The following is a 20276-nucleotide window of genomic DNA, read 5'->3' on the forward strand; positions in this document are numbered from 1 at the left end:
GGAATCCATGAATCAAGAGAAGCTGACCGTTCCCAATATTTCCTGCGGCCACTGTGTATCGGCCATCGAGTCGGAACTTGCCGAAATGGATGGCGTGACTTCAGTCAAGGCAGATGCCGAAACCAAAACCGTAACCGTTGGTTGGGAAGCCCCGGCTACAATCGAAAGCATTCGGGCCATCCTGGACGAAATCAACTATCCGGCCCAATAATGGCAAATCAGACACTGACATTGCCTATTTCGGGGATGACCTGCGCCAACTGCGCCATGAACATCTCCCGAGGCCTGAACAAACTCCCAGGTGTCGACGAGGCCAACGTCAATTTCGCCGCCGAGCAGGCCGCTGTCACCTTCGATCCGAAGACTGTTTCTGCGAAGGATCTGATCGCAAAAGTGGAAGCGCTCGGCTTTAAGGTGACGACGGCGCACATCGATTTTCCGATTACGGGGATGACTTGCGCCAACTGCGCCATGAACGTCGAACGGGCTCTGGGTAAAAAAGTTCCCGGGGTGGTGAACGCGGCGGTCAATTTCGCCGCCGAGCGGGCCGCCGTCGACTACCTTCCGTCCATGGCGACCCCGGACGATCTGGCAGCGGCGGTGGAAAAAGCCGGCTTCGGCGCCGTCATGGAGACGGAAGGCGAACCGGCCGACGCAGAAGCCGACGCCCGCGCAAGGGAAATTGCCGATCAGACCCGCAAGTTCACCGTGGGCGTCGTTTTCGCCCTGCCCCTCTTTCTTCTCAGCATGGCCAGGGATTTCGGCGTCACCGGGCCATGGAGCCACCATGCGTGGGTGAACTGGTTTTTCCTTCTGCTGGCCACGCCCGTACAGTTCTACACCGGCTGGGACTACTATGTCAGCGGCCTGAAGAGCCTGCGCAACAAAAGCGCCAACATGGACGTTCTGGTGGCCATGGGATCGTCCACCGCCTATGTCTACTCCCTGGCCGTCCTGCTGCTGCCCGGTTTGGGGGACCACGTCTACTTCGAAACCTCGGCGGTGATTATCACCCTGATCAAAATGGGCAAGCTGCTCGAGGCGCGCTCCAAGGGCAAAACCGGCAACGCCATCCGCAAACTGATGGGGCTGCGCCCCAAAACCGCCACCGTGATCCAAAAAGGGGTGGAGGTGGAGATCCCCATCGATCGGGTACGGGTGAATGACGTGGTAGTGGTGCGGCCCGGCGAACGAATTCCCGTGGACGGACGGGTGAACCAGGGCGTTTCGTCGGTGGACGAATCCATGCTCACTGGCGAGCCTATCCCCGTGGACAAAAAGGAAGGCGACACGGTCGCCGCCGGAACCATCAACAGCCAGGGAATGCTGACCTTTACCGCCACCCGGGTGGGGCGCAAAACCGCCCTGGCCCAGATCATCCGTTTGGTTCAGGAGGCCCAGGGCAGCAAGGCGCCCATTCAAGCCCTGGCGGATCGGGTGGCCGCCGTGTTCGTGCCGGCGATCATCGTCATCGCTCTGTTGGTTTTCGGGATCTGGATTCTGGTGTCTGGAGATTTCGTCACCGCCATGATCCGCATGGTGGCCGTTCTGGTCATTGCCTGCCCCTGCGCGCTGGGGCTGGCCACGCCTACGGCCATTATGGCCGGAACCGGCAAGGGCGCCGAAAGGGGCATGCTCATTAAAAACAGCCGCGCGCTTGAAGAGGCGACCCGCCTGACCACCGTGGTTCTGGATAAAACCGGCACCATTACCGAAGGCCGGCCGGTGGTTACCGATCTGCTTCCCGATGACCAAGGGAGCATGAGCGAAATGGAACTGCTCACCCTGGCCGCCTCGGTGGAAAAGGGGTCCGAGCACCCCTTAGGCCGGGCCATCGTAGAAAAGGCCGAAGCGACGGGCCTCACCCTGGCGAATTCGGTGGATTTCAAAGCCCACGGAGGCCACGGCGTAGAGGCCCGGGTGGAAGGCCGCACCCTGCGGGTGGGCAAACCGCGTTGGTTCGAGAAGGGATCGGTGAAGATGTCGTCCCAAACGGATATACGCATCGCCGAGCTTCAAAGCCAGGGCAAAACCGTCATGGTAACTGCCGAAGCGGATCGCATCCTTGGAATCATCGGTGTATCGGACCGCATCAAGGCGGACTCTCCTCCGGCCGTGGCCCGCTTGAAGCAGATGGGCCTGGAAACCGTGATGCTTACCGGCGACAACCGTCTGGCCGCCGAGGCCATCGGCAGGCAGGCCGGTGTCGATACGGTGGAAGCTGAAGTGCAACCGGAGGATAAGGCCCTGCGGGTCGAGGCGTTACAGGCCGAGGGAAAAATCGTGGCCATGGTGGGAGATGGAATCAATGACGCCCCGGCGCTGGCCCGCGCCGACGTCGGCATGGCCATCGGGACGGGCACGGATGTGGCCATCGAAACCGCCGAGGTGATCCTGGCGTCCGGATCGCTTAGCGGCGTTCCGCGGGTCATTGCCCTGAGCCGGGCTACCATGACGACGATCCGCCAGAATCTGTTCTGGGCCTTTTTCTATAATGCCGTCTTGATCCCCGTGGCCGCGGGGGCGCTCTACCCGTTTGAAGGGCTGCCAATAATGCTGCGCCAGTTGCATCCCATTCTGGCCGCCCTGGCCATGGCCTTTTCCAGTATTTCGGTGGTATCCAACAGCTTGCGGCTATACCGAAAGTAACTCATCGCTCGTAGCGTGTAGCTCATAGAAAAAAACCACTTCCCGCCATCAGCTATCAGCTACGCGCTAACAGCTCATCCGCCAGATCGTTGTAGTCGATGGCTCCGTAGCTGCTCTGGCGGTAGAAGACCACCGGCTTGCCGACCTCGGCGCTCTCGGCAATGGTGGTATTGTTGCGGATGGCCGTCGAAAAAACCAGATCCCGGTAGCGCTCGTCGCTTTTAAGCCGCTCCATGACCTCCCTGGACACCCTCGTGCGCAAATCCACCAGCGTCGGCACGATGCCGGAGACAAACAGCTTCGGATTGATCTCTTCTTTAACCGCCTCGATGGTGTCGAACAGTTCCTCCAGGGCGCCGAAGGCGTATGGATGGGTCTGGCAGGGAACCAGGACTTCCGAGGCGCAGGAAAAAACATTGATGGTGAGCAGGGAAAGGCTGGGGGGCGTGTCCAGCAGAACCATATCGTAATCCTTCAGAACCGGTCCCAGGGCCTCTTTCAGACGGTTTTCCCGGCCTTCGGCATCCACCAGTTCCACTTCGGCGCCTGAAAGATCCACATGGGAGGGAATCAGGTGCAGCCCCTCCCAGCGGGTGGGGATTACCGCCTCTGTCGCCGGCTTACGGCCGTTGTCCATGATCAGGTCGTAAACCGAAGGCCTTTCCTCATCGGCCGGGACACCCAGTCCTTTGGTCGCATTGGCCTGGGGATCCATGTCCACCACCAGTACGGACTGGTGGGAACGGGTCAGGGCAGCCGCCAGGTTAACCACCGTAGCCGTTTTACCGACACCGCCCTTTTCGTTTGCCACCGCAATGGTTCTGGTTTTCTTCTTGGCCATCCTACCTCCCTTCCGCGAGATGTTTCGCCTTTCTCTAACGGGCCATTAACAAACGGACGCTATCCGTTCAGTTGCTCCAGATCGTTTCTCAGATTCGAGATCTTTTCCTGCAGCACGCTGGATGCCTCACCCATCTTTGCCAGCGAAGCGGACACTTTTTCCTTGTCCAGCCGCTCTTCGCCCATCAGATCCACCAGCCGGGAAAGATCGGCCCCATGGTGCCGGAAGCGATCCTGAACCTGGCCGTAAAGGGCGGATGCGGCGGCATCGGCCAGTTTGAGCATGTACTGATACTTGATGTTCTCCCTGTAATCCTTCATGTGAAAGAGGATGGATCGCTCCGTCTCCCGTTTCATTCGTTTGATACCCGAAGCCAGCGCCAGAAACTGCTCTCCATGGGCCTTGTCTCCGGTTTTTTTCAAGGCCTTTTTCACCAGGTTGACAAGCTTGTAGAATCCGAAACGCATGACCGCTTCGGTTTTGATCTGGGCGGAATAGCGCATGGTTGCAGCGGCCGGGGGCAGGGAAAGGCCGGCCGTTTTTCGAATCGTTTCCAGTTCCGGACCGACACGGATGGTCGAGCGCGGCCGCCGCTGGTCATTCTTCTCATCGTTCACGGCGGCGGTAACTGGCTTTAAGGCTTCATCGATCATGGCCCCGTAAGGTTCGGCAATTTCGTCCAGGTATTCCGCCAGGATCTTCTCCCGGGACCTGATGAAGTTGATCACCATGGGGTTCACAGTTTCGGCCATGTGGGCATCCACCGCCTGCTTGAATTCCTGGAACACCATGTAAAGTGTTTTGGCGAACCCCGCCGCTTTCAGGTTTTCGCTGTAGCGCTCCATCTCAACCCGATAGCCCCGTACAAATTGCACCACGCCCTCGACCACCCCGCCGTCGTGCTCTTTGAAAAACCCGTCAATGGCACTTTTCAGGTCCCGCTTGGCATGGAGCAAAGCCCCGTCGATGGCGTTTTTCACAGTCTGTTTCAGCCGGTCCAGTCGCCCCTGCTGCCGGTGAGCATGATCGGCCAGTTCCCTGGCGCCATTGACATCGCGGGCCAGCAGGTCGCGGTTAAAGGCAATCCAGTTGCCGATACCGCCGGCGACGATCTCCAGACGTTCCAGATGGTTTTTCAGCAGCAGGTGGCTTTTCTCCCGACTGATCTTTTGTTCCAGAAATTTCTCAAAGCGGCTTCGTTCCCGGTCGGCGAAGGCGACCATCTCCGCCTCACGGCACCAGTGCGCGTATCGATCCCGGTCTCTCGGAGACAGATCGGCTTCCATCTGAGCCATGAGGTGAAAAAGGGCTGAAAATGTGAAAAGCTTGGGTTCGGGGCACAGCACGCTCAGATCGGCTTCGATTTTGCGAACGCCTTCGATCAGATCCTCGAGGGATTCATGCTCGCTGAAATCGCAGTTCACGATAAAAGCGACGGTGTCCATAATGCCCATTTTGCGAATCATGGACAAAAACCGGATGTCCGCCTGGCGCAGGCCCGTGCGGCTGCTGATCACGTACAGAGTCAGGTGGGCCATCATCAGATAGTCCTGAATCATGGCCAGGTGCAGCGGGTTGGGAGAATCGCTGCCCTGGCAGTCGGCAATCTCTACCCCCTGACCCAAACCGGACCTGTCGATTTCCAGTTGAATATCCTTGAGGTAGACGGCCATGGCGTCGTCGCCGACAAAATCGCGATGTTCGGGAAAACGTCCGTTTTCGAAAATGACGGTCCGCTGGTCCGCTTCGACCAGTTCCCTGACACGCTCGTACCCGTTCAGACAGCATTCCAGAAGCACGCTTCCGGCGCTGCGGGTGTCGTTGGAAATCAATTGGTCGGCGGCCAGATCGTCCAGGGCCGCGGAAAGAACTTGGCGATCCTTTTCTCTTCGAATATCGAAGGGTTGTGTCTCTCCGGATTGGCTATTCGAAGGTAAGAGCACCGACGCCTGATCGATCTCCCGGTTCACCTCGTCCCAGCTTTTCAGGTAGAGGATGGCCCGCAGTCCGGAACCGATTCTCACCCGGGTGACAATGGAGGTCACCACGCCGGCGCCGCGTTTCAGGTAGTCACCGCCAAAAAGGGTGTTGACGAAGGTACTCTTCCCGGACTTGATGGCGCCCACCACGGCCACGCGCATGGTCTCTTGCGATATCTGCTCCGAAATGGTCCGGCAGGTTGACCTCCAATGAGCGATCCCTTCATCGACGCGTTCGGTAATCTCCTCGGCATCGTCGAGAAGACGAGCCGTGTCATTGCTGATTTCGGCGAGCTGGTGCTTCAGGGTTTCGTAAGCGGGCATATCGATCAGTTCTCAGGTTCGGTAACGATTTAGGAAAAAGAGGAATTGCATGTAAATCGGCCGGAATCGGCCCGCGGGCTCCATCCGGACCTCGACGGCAAATGTTTACCGTTAAACGAATCGATTGTCAAAGCCTTACAGACCCGGGACAGACAGCGGCCGGAACTCTTCAAACAAACACAAAGGCTTGTAAATCTTATGAGTTAATGCTATATAGGGCTTTCGTGCGTGTTGAGATGGGCGGATCGCCGTCGCCAAATCCACATAAGGAATACCAGACACATGTCAGAAAAACATCCTGAATGTCCATTATACAACCCCCTGAACTGCAAGGAGTACTACAATCCCAAACTCTGCGCATTCGTCAGGAAGGACAAGGTTTGCCTGAAGAAGAAAAAGCCGAAGCAAAAACCCAAAAAGAATGACGCCCAATAAAAAAACCGCGGTACAATTTCACGCAAACCGCTTTTTTACGGTTACTGCCATTTTGTCGACGACTTCCTGAAGTTTTCCACTAAGCGTGACCCGGTATATCGGAAAGCAGCGCCGGGTCGATACCGATCGTTTTCATGGCCGCCTCCCAGCGTTGATCCACATCCAGCCGAAAGGCGATCTCCTCCGAATAAGAACATGTGATCCAGGCATTGCCACGAATTTCACCCTCCAGTTGACCGGGCCCCCAACCGGCGCATCCCAGAGAGATAATAAAAGACCGGGGCCCTTTGCCCATGGCGATGGCTTGAAGAATATCCCGTGAATTGCTCAACGCCAGTTCTTCGGTAACCATCATGCTGCCTTCCCAGTCAAAAGGTTCGCCGTGAAGGACAAAAAGCTCGTTGGCATGGACCGGTCCCCCGATGTGAACCGGAATGCGGTGGGCTTCGGCAAAAGTCGGGATCTGCAGTTCGTCGAAAATCATTTGCCCGTTGACTTCCGGATGAATCCGCGTGATTACGATCCCCATGGCCCCTTTCTGATTGTGCTCGGACAGGCAGGTCACGCTCTGGTAAAAATTGGGGTCGGCCAGTCCGGGCATGGCGATGAGAAATTTGCCTTTCAAAGATTGCCATGTCTGGTCCATATCGGGAGTCTCCCCGGTCTGAAGGTTGCAGAGGTTGCCACAGTGTAGCTGCGCATCGGCCCAAAGGCAAGAAAAAGCTTGACTTGCCGGAAGCGTACTGTTAGGGGTGAGCCCATATTCGGAAGGCTTGTAGAATCTATGAAAAATCGTTTCGCCCTTATCAGCATTATTGGTCTTATTCTTATCCTCGTAGTGGGTGTCCTTATCCACCACGAGGAAACGGGGGCGATAATGGCCTAAACCAGCCAACACCGGAAATCACAAAATCCGTTATCTCCCCTAAGAGGCGATAACGGATTTTTTTTTGTTTTTTTGGAAAGGAAATATCCGGAATGAAAAGCGACGCGGCTAAAAAAGGAATCGAACGGGCACCGCACAGGGCCCTTTTCAAAGCGATCGGGTACACGGACGAAGAAATCGGGCGACCACTGGTCGGCATTGCCAATGCCGTCAACACCGCCATTCCCGGTCACGTTCATCTCAATACCCTGTCACAGGCGGTAAAGGCCGGAATCTACATAGCTGGCGGGACGCCGGTGGAATTCGGAACCATCGGCGTATGCGATGGCATCGCCATGAACCATATGGGTATGAAGTACTCTCTGGCCAGCCGCGAACTCATTGCCGACTCCGTCGAAGTGATGGCCACCGGCCATGCCCTGGACGCCCTGGTCATGATTCCCAACTGCGATAAAATCGTCCCCGGCATGCTCATGGCCGCCGCCCGTCTGGACCTGCCCACCATTTTCGTCAGCGGGGGGCCCATGCTGGCCGGGGAACATCCGGAAGTTCCCGGCCGCAAAATCGACCTGATTACTGTATTCGAGGCCGTCGGGGCCGTAAAAGCGGGAAAAATGGAAGCCGGGAGCCTTACGGCCATCGAAGACGCCGCGTGCCCCACCTGCGGCTCGTGCGCCGGAATGTTCACGGCGAACTCCATGAACTGCCTTACCGAAGTGATCGGCATGGGCCTGCCGGGCAACGGGACCATCCCGGCCGTCTACTCGGCCCGGGTGCGCCTGGCCAAGCAGGCCGGAATTCGGATTCTCGATTTATGGAAACACGGGATTACTGCCCGAAGCATTATGACCGCCAGGTCCTTTCATAACGCCCTGACCGTGGATATGGCCCTGGGGTGTTCGACGAACACGGTGCTGCATCTGCCGGCCATCGCCGCCGAAGCCGGGGTAGAACTGGATTTGAACCGGATCAACACCATCAGTGAAAAAACGCCTCACATCTGCTCGCTCAGCCCCGGCGGCACCCATCACATTCAGGACCTGAACCGAGCTGGCGGAATCGGTGCCGTTCTCAAAACCCTGGCCGCCGGAGGAATGATCCATGACGACTGCCTCACGGCCACGGGCAAAACCGTTTCCGAAAATATCGCCGAAGTCGGCGTCTTCGACCCCGAGGTGATCCGCCCCCTGGACAACCCCTACCATCGTCAGGGGGGCCTGGCGGTTCTCTACGGCAACCTGGCGCCCGAGGGATGCGTGGTCAAACAGTCCGCCGTTCTGGAATCGATGATGCGCCACGAAGGACCGGCCCGGGTTTTCGATTCGGAAGAGGAGGCGACCCGGGCCATCATGGAGGGCCGCATTGTAAAAGGCGATGTAGTCGTTGTCCGTTACGAAGGACCCAGGGGCGGACCCGGCATGCGTGAAATGCTCACCCCGACCTCGGCCATCGCAGGCATGGGGCTGGACGCTTACGTCGCGTTGATCACCGACGGGCGCTTTTCGGGCGGCTCCCGTGGGGCTGCCATCGGCCATGTCTCGCCGGAAGCGGCCCAGGGCGGGGCCATTGCCCTGGTAAAAGAAGGCGACCGCATCGCCATCGACATCCCCGGCAAGGCGATTCGCCTGATGGTTCCTGACGATGAGATCGAACGGCGCCGATCGGACTGGCAGCCACCGGAGCCCAAGATTCGCCAAGGATACATGGCGCGTTATGCACGGCAGGTTTCTTCGGCCAGTCAGGGGGCCATTGTCCGATGACGGAGGCCGGATGGCGGAAGACGGAGGTCGGAGGCCGGAAGACAGAAACCTGACATTAGAACTCCGACACCGAAAAATTAGAATAATAAGGAATAGATCAATGAAGCTCAAGGGAGCACAGATTCTGATGGAAGTCCTCAAGGAAGAGGGCGTGGATTCCGTTTTCGGGTTTCCCGGCGGCGCCACCATCGACATTCACGACAGCCTGGAGGGAACCGATATCCGCCACTACCTGGTGCGTCACGAGCAGGGGGCCGTGCATGCCGCCGACGGCTACGCCCGCGTCACCGGCAAGGTCGGTGTCTGTATCGTCACTTCCGGGCCGGGCGCCACCAATGCCGTCACCGGAGTGGCCACCGCTTACATGGATTCGATTCCCCTGGTGATCGTCTGCGGCCAGGTGCCCACCCATCTGATCGGCAACGACGCCTTTCAGGAGGTGGATATCGTCGGCATCACCCGACCCTGCACCAAGCACAACTACCTGGTGCCTTCCGTGGAGGAACTTCCCAGAATTCTCAAGGAGGCCTTTCACATTGCCCGCTCCGGTCGGCCGGGTCCGGTGCTGGTGGACATCCCGAAAAATGTGCAGCAGGCGATGACCAACTTCAAGCCCAAGCAGAAGGTCAAGCTCAAATCCTACAACCCGACTTACAAACCCAACGCCAAGCAACTGCGCAAAGTGGTCGATCTGATTAAAGCCGCCCAACGCCCGCTGATCTTTGCCGGCGGCGGCGTGATTCTTTCCAAGGGAGCCGGGGAGTTGACCCACCTGGCCCGCACGGCCCGTATTCCTGTCACCATGTCCCTCATGGGGCTGGGCGCTTTTCCCGGTTCCGATCCCCTCTCACTGGGGATGATCGGTATGCACGGCACCTATCGGGCCAACATGAGCACGGCCGAATGCGATCTGCTTATCGGCATCGGCGTGCGTTTCGACGACCGGGTGACCGGCAAGACGGACTGTTTTGCCTCCCAGGCCAAGATCGTGCACATCGACATCGATCCCACCTCAATCCGCAAGAACGTGCCGGTGAGCATTCCCGTTGTGGGCGACTGTAAAAGCAGCCTGCAAACCATCAACAAATTTCTGGCAGAAGAGGATATGGACGCCATCACGGCCAATCGCGGCCCCTGGCTGGATCAGATCGAGCAGTGGCGACAAAACTACAAACTGGCCTACGACCAGGGAGAAACGGAAATCAAGCCGCAGTATGTGATCGAAAGACTCTACGAACTGACCCAGGGGAAAGCCATTATCACCACGGAAGTGGGTCAGAACCAGATGTGGGCGGCCCAGTACTACCACTTCGACCAACCGGGACATTTCGTCACTTCCGGCGGTCTGGGGACCATGGGATTCGGTCTGCCTGCGGCCATCGGCGCCCAGGTGGCCTTCCCCGATGCCCTGGTGGTGGATGTGGCCGGAGACGGCAGCATCCAGATGAACATTCAGGAAATGGCCACGGCCGTGCAGTATGGGCTGCCGGTCAAGGTGGTAATCCTGAACAACTGTTATCTGGGCATGGTTCGCCAGTGGCAGGAACTGTTTTACGACAAGCGCTACGCCTGTACCTGCATGGATCATGCGCCCGACTTCGTCAAACTGGCCGAGGCCTTTGGCGCCGCGGGACTGCGGGCTACCCGTCCGGACGAAGTGGAAACGGTTCTGCGCCGGGGTCTGGAAACGCCCGGGCCGGTAATCATGGATTTCCAGGTGACCAAGGAAGAGTGCGTCTACCCCATGGTTCCGGCGGGGGCGCCTATAACGGAAATGCTGCTGGTTTAGAGGATTGTGATGGAAGAGAAAAAACATATATTGACCATGCTGGTGGACAACGAACCGGGTGTGCTCTCCCGAATCGTTGGATTGTTCAGCGGCCGGGGATTCAACATAGAAAGCCTGTGCGTGGCGGAAACCATCGATCCTAAGGTATCCCGGATCACTATTGTCACCAAAGCCAACGAACCGCTCGTTGAACAGATCGAAAAGCAGCTTCGAAAACTCATCAATGTGATCAAGCTCAGGGACCTTACCGGGTCACGATCGGTTCAACGGGAAATGGCGCTGATCTGTGTGCGGGCCAAACCGGAGGCTCGCGACGAGATTCTGCGGATCGTGGACATTTTCAGATGCAAGGTGGTCGACGTGGGGCCCGAATATTACATCATCGAGGCCACCGGGACCGAGGACAAGATGCGGGCGCTGGTCAATCTGCTCAAACCCATGGGCATCAAGAAAATCGCCCGCACCGGCACTATCGCCCTGTTCAGGGAACCCAACTGATCCGGTTGCCTGGCCGCCGTCGGGGCGGCAGGCAAAACCGGTGAAACCGACCCGGTAGTGACTGACTGCAGACCTGCCGGTGAAAAATGAACATTTCAAGGAGTATTCGATGGCAAATATCGATTTTGGCGGAACGATTGAAGAAGTGATCACCTCGGAAGAATTCACCCTCCAGCGAGCTCGGGAGGTACTGGAAAACGAAACCGTGGCCGTTCTCGGCTACGGCGTGCAGGGGCCGGGCCAGGCACTGAACATGCGCGACAACGGGATTGCCGTAATTGTCGGCCAGCGGGAAGGGACCGCTTCATGGGACAAGGCCGTGGCCGACGGTTTCGTTCCGGGTAAGACCCTCTTATCCATCGAAGAGGCGGCCCGCAAGGCCACCGTGATCCAGTACCTGCTCTCCGATGCCGGCCAGGTGGCCATGTGGCCCACCATCAAAGATTGCCTCAACGAAGGCGACGCCCTGTACTTCTCACACGGATTCGGCATCGTTTATCGCGAGCAGACCGGTATCGTGCCCCCGGAAAATGTGGACGTGATCCTGGCGGCACCCAAAGGCTCCGGAACCACGGTTCGAACCAACTTTCTGGACGGCAGCGGAATCAACTCCAGTTTCGCCGTTCACCAGGACTTTACCGGCCGGGCCAAGGATCGGACTCTCGCCCTGGGCATCGCCATCGGCTCCGGCTACCTGTTTCCAACCACCTTCGAAAAAGAAGTTCACAGCGACCTCACCGGAGAGCGCGGGGTTCTCATGGGCTGCCTGGCCGGCGTCATGGAAGCCCAGTACAACGTGCTGCGTAAAAATGGCCACAGCCCCAGCGAGGCCTTCAACGAAACCGTGGAAGAACTCACCCAGAGCCTGATTCGCCTGGTGGCCCAAAACGGCATGGACTGGATGTACGCCAATTGCAGCACCACGGCCCAGCGCGGTGCTCTGGACTGGGCTCCCCGCTTTCGCGAAGCCGTCGCACCGGTGTTCGAACAGTTATACGAAAGCGTGATCACCGGAGAAGAAACCCGGCGCACGCTGACCTGCAACAGTGCCGCGGACTACCGGGAAAAATTGGACGCCGAATTGAAAGCCATTCACGACTCTGAGATGTGGCGGGCCGGCGCCGCGGTTCGCGCCCTGCGCCCGGAAAACAGGCGCAAATAAGAACGGGTTCGGGGGTCCGGCGCAAACGATCGGCCGGATCCCCGCTCACAGCCGTTTGAAGGAGAAAGAGCCATGGAACCGCTCCTGATCTACGACACCACCTTGAGAGACGGAACTCAGGGAGAAAATATCACGTTCACCGCGGACGAGAAGTTAAAGATCGCCCTGCGCCTGGATGAGATGGGCATCCACTATGTCGAGGGCGGATGGCCCGGATCCAATCCCCGCGACATCCGGTTTTTCGATCTGGCCAAACGCGAGAGGTTCGCCACCACGCGCATCACCGCCTTCGGTTCGACCTGCAAAGCTGGCATCCCTGCCGCCGACGACCCCAACCTGCAGGCCATTTTGAAAACCGGGACCCCGGCGGCGGCTATTTTCGGCAAGAGCTGGCCCTTGCACGTGGAAGCCATTATGGGCAACACATTGGCCGAAAATATCTCCATGATTTCTGACAGTGTAGATTTTCTCAAGACCAACGGCCTGGAAGTAATCTACGACGCCGAACACTTCTTCGACGGATTCAAGGAATCTCCCGAGTATGCCGTTCAAACCCTGGCAGCGGCTGCCGATGCCGGCGCCGATTTTCTGGTTCTTTGCGACACCAACGGGGGCACCCTGCCCCATGAGGTGGACGCCATCATCCGCTCGGTCAAGCAGGCCCTGGAAAAACAGGGGCTGGACGCCGGCCGCATGAAGCTGGGCATCCACACCCACAACGACTGCGGCATGGCCGAGGCCAACGCCGTATCTGCCGTGAACTGTGGAGCCGTCATGGTCCACGGCACCATCAACGGCTACGGAGAACGCTGCGGGAATGCCGACCTCACCACCCTGATTCCGGTGTTCAACGCCAAAATGAAGCATACCTGCATACCGGAAGAGAAGTTATGCGGGCTGAAGAGCCTTTCGCGTTTCGTCAGTGAAACGGCCAACATCGTGCCTTTAAACAGCCGTCCTTTCGTGGGACGCAGCGCTTTTGCCCATAAGGGCGGCATCCACGTCAGCGCGATCATGAAGGAATCCCGGGCTTACGAGCACATCGACCCGGAAATTGTCGGCAACCAGCGCCGGGTCCTGATGTCCGATCTGGCCGGCAAGAGCAATGTAGAATACAAGGCCAGGGAAATGGGCGTGGACCTGTGTGCCAACGGATGCGACAGCAAAACCATCGTCAAAGCGATCAAGCAGATGGAAGACGAAGGATACCAGTTCGACGTGGCCGACGGATCCTTCAAAATCATGCTGGAAAAGTTTACCGAACAGTTCAAACCGCTGTTCGACCTGGAGTCGTTCCGGGTGACCATCGAAAAGGACAAAGACCTGCCCTGTTCGGCCCACGCCACCATCAAGATCTCGGTCGACGACAGCCACGAAATTACCGCGGCCGAAGGCTTGGGCCCGGTCAGTGCCCTGGACAACGCCCTGAGAAAAGCACTGGGTAATTTCTACCCGGATCTGGACACCATGAAATTGGTGGACTTCAAGGTCCGCGTGGTGGACGGCCGGGATGGAACGGCCGCCAAGGTTCGGGTATTCATCGAATCACGCGACCACGATCAGATCTGGAGCACCATCGGGGTGTCCGAAGACATTATCGAGGCCAGTTGGCAGGCTCTGGCGGACAGCTTCCAGTTTAAACTGGCCAAAGAGGCACGAAAAAATCGGTCGGCCACCGAAAACCCTAAAACCAAAGATCTCAAACTGGGCTGGTCCATGTCATGCAATGCATGATGGATCTGGCTGACATTTAGCCCTGAAAGATGAAACGATCATGAATCCCACCAAGGAAGGTATCAACGCCGCGGGAAAAGCCAAAGGCAGAATCCCGCGGCCCATGCTCGCAGTTGCCTGACCGACCGCTGAATTCTTGTTGCCGTCGTCCCCGCTAAGACGAGGATCCACCGCTGACATTCTTATGGATTCCTGCCTTTGCGGAAAGGATATGAGGGGTGTTCACCAAAAGGTCGGCCACCGGATTGGCAAAATAATTATCCTAATCATTTCAATGAGAAAAGAAATCCTTATCTGTCTATAAAAGGAGAACAACAATGACCGAACGCGTAAAAATATTCGATACCACCTTGCGGGACGGCGAGCAGAGCCCCGGCGCCAGCATGAACACCAACGAGAAATTGCGCCTGGCCGTCCAGTTGGAAAAGCTGGGTGTCGACGTTATCGAGGCGGGTTTTCCGGCCGCATCGGAAGGCGATCTCGAAGCAGTTACGAAGATCGCCCAACGGCTCAAAACCAGCGTGGTTGCCGGGCTGGCACGGACCAACAAGGAAGATATCGACCTGGCATGGTCGGCCGTGCAGCATGCGGCCAAACCCTGCATCCACACCTTCATCGCCACGTCTGACCTGCACCTGAAGTACAAATTGAACATGAGCCGGGACGAGGTACTCAACGCCGCAGTGGAGGCCGTCCGCTACGCCAAATCTTTCACCGACAATGTTGAGTTTTCCGCCGAAGATGGCTCCCGAAGCGACCGCGACTATCTATGCAAGGTGTTCGAGGCGGCCATCGAGGCAGGTGCCACCACCATCAACCTCCCGGATACTGTGGGGTACGCCATTCCCCAAGAATTCGAGGAGATGGTCCGGTATGTCATGGCCCACACGCCCAATATGCACAAAGCCACATTGAGCGTCCACTGCCACAACGATCTGGGCCTGGCCACGGCCAACACCGTTGCGGCCATCAACGCAGGTGCCCGCCAGGCTGAAGTGACCATCAACGGCATCGGCGAGCGGGCCGGCAACACCAGCATGGAAGAGGTGGTCATGGCCCTGCATACCCGCAACAACCTGATGCCCTTCGAGACCGGCATCCTTACCGAGCACATTTACCCCACCAGCCGTCTGGTGAGCATGATCACCGGCATCATGGTTCAGCCCAACAAAGCCGTCGTGGGGGCCAATGCCTTTGCCCACGAAGCCGGCATCCATCAGGACGGCGTGCTGAAAAACCCCATGACCTACGAGATCATGAAACCGGAAACCATTGGCCTGAGCAAAAATCAACTGGTCCTGGGCAAACACTCCGGTCGGCACGCTCTTCACACGCATTTGAAACAGTTGGGCTACGATCTTTCCGACGAAGAGTTGAAAACGGTCTTCAAACAGTTCAAGGCGTTGGCTGACAGGAAAAAGCACGTCATGGACGAAGACCTCGAGGCCCTGGTCACCGAGGGTGTGCTGCGGTCCTCCGAAATCTTCAGGCTGGAGTATCTGCATGTGACCTGCGGTACGACGGTCATGCCCATGGCCAGCGTCAAGCTCTCCATCAACGACCGCAGCGTCAAAGGCGCCAATTACGGCAACGGTCCCATCGACTCGGCCTTCAACACCATTGCCCAGTTGACCGGCACCGGTGCCGAACTGCTGCGCTTCACCGTCAGCGCCCTGACCGGCGGCACCGACGCTCAGGGCGAGGTGACGGTCCGGTTGCGGGAAAACGGTCTGGTTGCCCTGGGCCGCGGCTCCGACCCGGACATCATCACCGCCAGCGCCAAGGCCTACGTCAATGGGTTGAACCGGTTGGAGTATTTGAAGGCCCATCCGGTTAAGGCTTCGCAGACGCTGTAGGTTCAGAGGTCGAAGGGCAAAGGACGGACGATGGATGATGGACGATGGAAGTTCGGATGGGGAAATTTCGGGATTGGGGAATCATCCAGATCCGTGAATGTCGAACATCGAACGTCCAACTTTGAACTTCGAATAAGGCATGCTATCGTTTTTGATACGAATTAAATCGCGGTTGGAAGCCGCTCCCACGTTGAGTGGTGCTAAGCCTTTCACGCAATAAAAAATCGGGTACCGCGCCCATCGCGGTACCCGATTTTTTAAGGAAAAAACTTCTAGGAGGGTTTTTTCCTAACTTATGAATTTCTTGCGGCTCAATCCGGCCAGGCCTATGAGTCCGGTACCCAGAAGCAGCATGGTGGCGGGTTCGGGGACGGGTGCAGCAACCAAGTAGTTTTGACTTGTCTCGCTGAATGCGAGTGACAGGGCACCGATTCCATTGGTCCCATAATTAACGTCTGTAAGTGCCTCGATTATACTCTCATCTCCGCTATATGTCTTAATACCGAGCACATCCCATATGGCAACCTGATACATGCTCTTGGTAGCACCTTCGTAATGAGTGCCATAGAACCACTCCGTTGCTAGTGCAACTGCTTGTTTATTCAAATCGCCTGGAACAGAAACTAGCGTATAATCGTAGGGTTTCTGAAGAGGCGTAGCATCTACGCAGAAAGCTCCCAGATAATCGGAACCAGTCTGATCAGATTTAAAACCATAATCAGTAGCCCAACCGGTCCCATACGTGCCCTCTGGCGAACTATAGGATACTTCTACGTTTGTTAATGAAATAGCCATGGCATTTGGCACGATCAACAACATACTTACTAACAATAAAAATAAAACCCGTTTTCTCATAGCAATTTTTCCCTTTTTGGTAGCAATTGGAATGAATTTTCTGACAGCCGTCTATTGAATAGGAATATTAAGCAACTGGAATGCCAAAACTATAAGCCAGCCCAGCATTTTTCCTGCATCTTAATTATTCTATCAATTTTAATACCTTAGATAATCGATGGCTGTGTGATGGGCGAAAATGAATTGGTAAGGATTCCCATTCTGAATTTTTTAGGGTACTTAATAGCATAGTTGGGTGGATAACTATGAAAAGAATTTCACAACTTCGAGGTGAGCCGCATGCAATCACTGGTTTGATCATTGAAAGAAGCCGAGGCGTCCGGACAGTCTCCTGCAATGGGGGTACAATATGCAATGCGGGGTGGGCCACGTTGACAGGCGGCGAAAATCAATTAGAAATGGAAGGTCATTGGTGTCCGGTCGGGCAACAAATACATTCAGATTAGAAGGTATGGTAAGAAATTACGTCCGCAATGTTGACAAACTCGTAAAAAGTCACTGGCACGTCATGCCGGACTTGATCCGGCATCCAGAACATATTGAAATCACTGGATTCCGGCCCACGCCGGAATGACGAAAAATTGGAATTTCCTACTTTTTAAGGGACCGTCAAGGTATCATCCAACCGCTTCAATAGTAAGGTTTTGGCTTTGAGTTCCAATGCCATTAACTTAAGCCGCTATTGGTGCCGAAGCAGCCTTATCGGGATCAGAATCGCTATCGCTATCGCTATCGGTTTTTTCGATTTCGATCCCGACAGCGATAGCAACCCCGACTTATTTCCGATGGTACTTCGATTAAGCGAATGGCATGGCGTTGCACCTTATAACCCCAACAACCCCTCCCGTATCTTTTTATCCGCTTTCTCGCCAACGTTATAGCGATAATACATTTGTGCGAAGGTATTACCCGGAATGGTACCTTTGACCTGCCCCTGATAGGTCAGCGTGATGCCCTTGCCAGGAACGTAAAGCGATTCGGAAGTCAGTCCCGGCTCCATATCCTTGTCCAGCCAGGAGGCGTATTTATCGATGTCGGCGCGGTTGGCATCCACCAGATCTTTGGGATTGCCGGCTTCCATCAGTTCGACGAATCCTTCGCTGATCTTTTTGGCTGTGGCCTTGCTGGTCAGGTAGTGGGTGAGCATGTATTTGACCTGTTCGGATTCGATAACCTCTTTGGGGTCCTTGGTGGGATTTTCCAAGTAGAGGCCTACAGCGTAGACTTTCACAAAACCAAATTTTTTGAGATAAGACACACCGTTGAGTTTGAGGGTTTTGCCCTCGATGGTCTTCTCGGTGGGGAATTTGACGCCCAGAATCTCCACCTCCCCGGCAAAACCGGCACCGGCCAGAACAAAAACGAAAAACAGTGCTACGGTACATGCAACCACTCTTCTGCTCATAATCCTCTCCTTTGATTGGTATCGAAATGGTTTCAGCATCAAACGGTATCTTGGGCCAAACCGGATCAGGGTTTTGTTGCCATTGCCAACATTGTCTTTGAATTTACCCGATTCGTTTAAAAATGCAACGCCATATTTTAAGTCAGGAAAATAGAATCAGGACGAAAAGCCGCTCCAACGAGGCCGGGTCTCAGATCTCAAATCCCACGTCTCATATCCCATACCACTTCTCCTCCCTCGTCCACCTTCCTTCATCCCTCACTCACATCGTCTCCAACGTTCCAATCAACGCCTTCACATCCCCGATCCCCTGCTCCTCCAGCCAGGCCGCCATGCCGTCGATGATCTCCATGGTTCCGCCGGGATTGACGAAATTGGCCGTTCCCACCTGAACGGCAGTGGCGCCGACCAGCATGAATTCCAAGGCGTCTTTCGCAGTCATGATGCCGCCGACACCGACAACGGGAATCCCGACGGCCTGAGCCGTCTGCCAGACCATGCGCAGGGCCACGGGCTTGATGGCCGGTCCCGACAGGCCGCCGGTAATGTTGGCCAGTTTAGGGCGACGGGTGGCCAGGTCCACGGCCATGCCGGTGATGGTGTTGATCACCGAAAGGGAGTCCGCTCCGGCATCTTCGGCGGCCCGGGCGATCTTCACGATGTCGGTAACGTTGGGAGAAAGCTTCACCATGAGATGTTTGCGCGTTTTCTCCCGGACGGCGGCAACAACCTCGCGAGTGATTTCAGGGTCCGATCCGAACGCCACACCCCCCTCTTTCACATTGGGGCACGAGATGTTCACTTCCACCCCTTTGACGGTATCCAGCGGTTCCAGGCGCTCGGCCAGCAGGGCATACTCGTCCACGGTCTTGCCGTATATATTGGCCAGGGTGGGTACGGAAAGGGAACGCAGAAACGGCAGTTTGTCATGGATGAAGGCCTCGACGCCCACATTCTCCAAACCGATGGCGTTGAGCATGCCGCAGGCGGTCTCCACAATGCGCGGCGGCGGGTTGCCTTTGGAGGGTTCCAGTGAAAGTCCCTTGACGATGACCGCACCCAGGCGGTTCAAATCCAGGTAGGCTTCGAACTCCCGGGCATAGCCGAAGGTGCCCGAAGCGGTCATCACCGGATTTTTAAGCTTCAGGCCGCCGAGGTCGACGGTCAGGTTGGGTTCAGTCATGGCCGTTCCTCTTTCCATTTTCTGCGAATCGTCTGGATACGGGCCTCAAGATTGAGCACGTAAGCCGGTTCGGGTTGCCGGATGCCGGGTTTGCCATCCCACTCGAAGGCCTTGACCCGCTTCATCACCGCCTGGACATCCCCTTTCTCCTCATCCAGAAAGTCTTCCGCCATGCGGCGAAACCGGCGGCTTTGAACCAGGGATTGGTCCATATGCAACCGGGCATCGATGCCGGTGCAGGCGTAAATATGGCCCAGGCAGAGGGTCTCGACATCCAGCGTATTCAACCGCTCCATGGACCGGTAGTGCACATCGTAATCCACCAGACAGTCGGTTACGATATAGCCGGTCTCGTCCGGCGTGCCCAACGCTTCGGAAGCGATCAGCAGTTTTTCGCCTGGAAGGTAGTAGGAGAGAAAATCCCGGGTGTGCCCCGGCGTTTTCATTACCTGGACGATCCTGCCCGGGGAAATTTCAAACCGGTCCCCTTCCCCGGCAATCTCGTCCACGCCAAAAGACGCAAACGGTGCGTCTCCCTGTGGAACGCCGAATTCGGCGGCCATACCGGCCGCAAAGTTGTTGAGATCGGAAATCATAGAAATGGCGTTGGGTCGCTGGAAAACATCCGCCGCCTTTGCGGAGCAGACTACCTTCATTTCCGGAAATTGCTCTTTTAGATGGGCCACCGCGCCGCAATGGTCGAAATGGGAGTGGGTTAAAAAACACCAGGCCGGATGGCGGCCTTGCAGGATTTGCCGAATCTGCCGAACATAGTCCGGGGCCAGGAAAGCCAGTCCGGCATCGAAAAGCGCCGGCCTTTCGCCGTCCACCAGATAAATCGGCACGGCACGATGGCCCAGCATGTTCACGCCTTTGGCGATCTCTCCGATCTGATTGACAACCATTTTCCCCTGCGGGTG

General features: G+C 56.7%; 15 protein-coding genes and 1 pseudogene. 9 read left to right on the plus strand and 7 right to left on the minus strand.

Annotated features, from left to right (window positions below; translation table 11 throughout):
* Positions 1-7: 7 nt before the first annotated feature.
* The gene (locus tag GN111_RS07185; protein WP_155303105.1) at positions 8-211 is read left to right on the plus strand and encodes a heavy-metal-associated domain-containing protein; all 204 of its coding nucleotides are present in this window, start codon (positions 8-10) and stop codon (positions 209-211) included.
* Positions 211-2649: a heavy metal translocating P-type ATPase gene (locus GN111_RS07190; RefSeq protein WP_155303106.1), complete on the plus strand. Its 2439-nt coding sequence runs from the start codon at positions 211-213 to the stop codon at positions 2647-2649. Before GN111_RS07185 ends, GN111_RS07190 begins: the two co-directional genes overlap by 1 nt.
* A gap of 55 nt (positions 2650-2704) precedes the next feature.
* Here the strand turns inward: GN111_RS07190 and GN111_RS07195 are convergent, their stop codons facing one another.
* Both GN111_RS07195 and GN111_RS07200 read right to left on the minus strand, forming a co-directional pair.
* Complete coding sequence (locus tag GN111_RS07195) at positions 2705-3490, minus strand: ParA family protein (RefSeq protein ID WP_155303107.1); 786 nt, start codon at positions 3488-3490, stop codon at positions 2705-2707.
* A gap of 59 nt (positions 3491-3549) precedes the next feature.
* A complete protein-coding gene (locus tag GN111_RS07200) occupies positions 3550-5793 on the minus strand; it encodes a dynamin family protein (protein WP_155303108.1) in 2244 nt (747 codons plus the stop codon).
* A 302-nt stretch (positions 5794-6095) separates the two neighbouring features.
* On the opposite strand from GN111_RS07200, the gene GN111_RS34150 reads away from it, so the two are divergent.
* A complete protein-coding gene (locus GN111_RS34150; protein ID WP_269433819.1) occupies positions 6096-6218 on the plus strand; it encodes a hypothetical protein in 123 nt (40 codons plus the stop codon).
* 89 nt (positions 6219-6307) lie between these two features.
* Here the strand turns inward: GN111_RS34150 and GN111_RS07205 are convergent, their stop codons facing one another.
* Complete coding sequence (locus GN111_RS07205; protein ID WP_155303109.1) at positions 6308-6874, minus strand: YqgE/AlgH family protein; 567 nt, start codon at positions 6872-6874, stop codon at positions 6308-6310.
* Between the two features lie 332 nt (positions 6875-7206).
* On the opposite strand from GN111_RS07205, the gene ilvD reads away from it, so the two are divergent.
* From ilvD to GN111_RS07235, 6 genes and pseudogenes are all read left to right on the plus strand, one after another.
* Positions 7207-8874 (plus strand): dihydroxy-acid dehydratase, encoded by a 1668-nt coding sequence (gene ilvD / locus GN111_RS07210; RefSeq protein WP_155303110.1) that lies wholly within the window; start codon positions 7207-7209, stop codon positions 8872-8874.
* Positions 8875-8974: 100 nt separating this feature from the next.
* Complete coding sequence (gene ilvB / locus GN111_RS07215; RefSeq protein WP_155303111.1) at positions 8975-10663, plus strand: biosynthetic-type acetolactate synthase large subunit; 1689 nt, start codon at positions 8975-8977, stop codon at positions 10661-10663.
* Between the two features lie 9 nt (positions 10664-10672).
* Positions 10673-11161, plus strand: a complete 489-nt coding sequence (gene ilvN, locus GN111_RS07220; protein ID WP_155303112.1) for an acetolactate synthase small subunit — start codon at positions 10673-10675, stop codon at positions 11159-11161.
* Between the two features lie 109 nt (positions 11162-11270).
* Positions 11271-12323 (plus strand): ketol-acid reductoisomerase, encoded by a 1053-nt coding sequence (gene ilvC, locus GN111_RS07225; protein ID WP_155303113.1) that lies wholly within the window; start codon positions 11271-11273, stop codon positions 12321-12323.
* Positions 12324-12395: 72 nt separating this feature from the next.
* Positions 12396-14057 (plus strand): citramalate synthase, encoded by a 1662-nt coding sequence (cimA, locus tag GN111_RS07230; protein ID WP_155303114.1) that lies wholly within the window; start codon positions 12396-12398, stop codon positions 14055-14057.
* A 314-nt stretch (positions 14058-14371) separates the two neighbouring features.
* Positions 14372-15913, plus strand: a pseudogene (locus tag GN111_RS07235) (2-isopropylmalate synthase); the annotation flags it as partial.
* A gap of 288 nt (positions 15914-16201) precedes the next feature.
* Here the strand turns inward: GN111_RS07235 and GN111_RS33635 are convergent.
* The 4 genes from GN111_RS33635 to GN111_RS07255 all read right to left on the minus strand — a co-directional run bounded on the left by GN111_RS33635 (position 16202) and on the right by GN111_RS07255 (position 20261).
* The gene (locus GN111_RS33635; RefSeq protein ID WP_197740509.1) at positions 16202-16768 is read right to left on the minus strand and encodes a PEP-CTERM sorting domain-containing protein; all 567 of its coding nucleotides are present in this window, start codon (positions 16766-16768) and stop codon (positions 16202-16204) included.
* 823 nt (positions 16769-17591) lie between these two features.
* Positions 17592-18173, minus strand: a complete 582-nt coding sequence (locus tag GN111_RS07245; protein WP_170302180.1) for a chalcone isomerase family protein — start codon at positions 18171-18173, stop codon at positions 17592-17594.
* Between the two features lie 262 nt (positions 18174-18435).
* Entirely contained in the window at positions 18436-19356 is a 921-nt protein-coding gene (locus tag GN111_RS07250) for a dihydroorotate dehydrogenase (RefSeq protein WP_155303117.1), read from the minus strand.
* Positions 19353-20261 (minus strand): MBL fold metallo-hydrolase, encoded by a 909-nt coding sequence (locus GN111_RS07255; protein WP_155303118.1) that lies wholly within the window; start codon positions 20259-20261, stop codon positions 19353-19355. Before GN111_RS07255 ends, GN111_RS07250 begins: the two co-directional genes overlap by 4 nt.
* Positions 20262-20276: the final 15 nt, after the last annotated feature.

The sequence above is a fragment of the Desulfosarcina widdelii genome, from assembly GCF_009688965.1.
Lineage (GTDB): Bacteria > Desulfobacterota > Desulfobacteria > Desulfobacterales > Desulfosarcinaceae > Desulfosarcina > Desulfosarcina widdelii.